This window comes from Deinococcus rhizophilus, assembly GCF_030271215.1.
GTDB classification, from domain to species: Bacteria; Deinococcota; Deinococci; order Deinococcales; family Deinococcaceae; genus Deinococcus; species Deinococcus rhizophilus.
This window is the reverse complement of the sequence record NZ_JASNGB010000426.1, coordinates 1-380: the sequence shown is the minus strand read 5'-3', so window position 1 is coordinate 380 and position 380 is coordinate 1. Positions and strand designations below refer to the sequence as shown.

Here is a 380-nt window from a genome sequence, read left to right as displayed (position 1 = left end):
CTATGACGGCAAAGGGGGCTTGAGGAGTAGGCTGGGAGGTGCGGAGGTGTCAAGTGGCGCGTCGAGATGCTCGTGAGCCTGCCCCACGAATGGAAGTCCTGAGGTGTGCCGTGACCTCCTGCCCAGTCTGCGGGCAGTCCACGACCCTGGCGTACCACAACAGGCGACGCCTGATGATGTTGGGGGGCGCCGTGCAGTACATCCTCAAGATTCGGCAGTGCCGTGATGCCGCGTGCTCGAGATATCGACAGCCCCTTCGGCCCGAAGCCGAAGGGGCCCTGGCGCTGCCCCGTTCTGAATACGGGCTGGATGTCCTGGCGCTGATCGGCAGAAAGCGGTACAGCGAACACCGTTCCGTGCCCGAGATTCACGCGCTCCTC

General features: G+C 64.2%; 1 pseudogene. It reads left to right on the top strand.

What is annotated here, in order from left to right:
- Positions 1-191: 191 nt before the first annotated feature.
- Positions 192-380 (top strand): annotated as a pseudogene (locus QOL99_RS17690) (ISNCY family transposase); the annotation flags it as partial.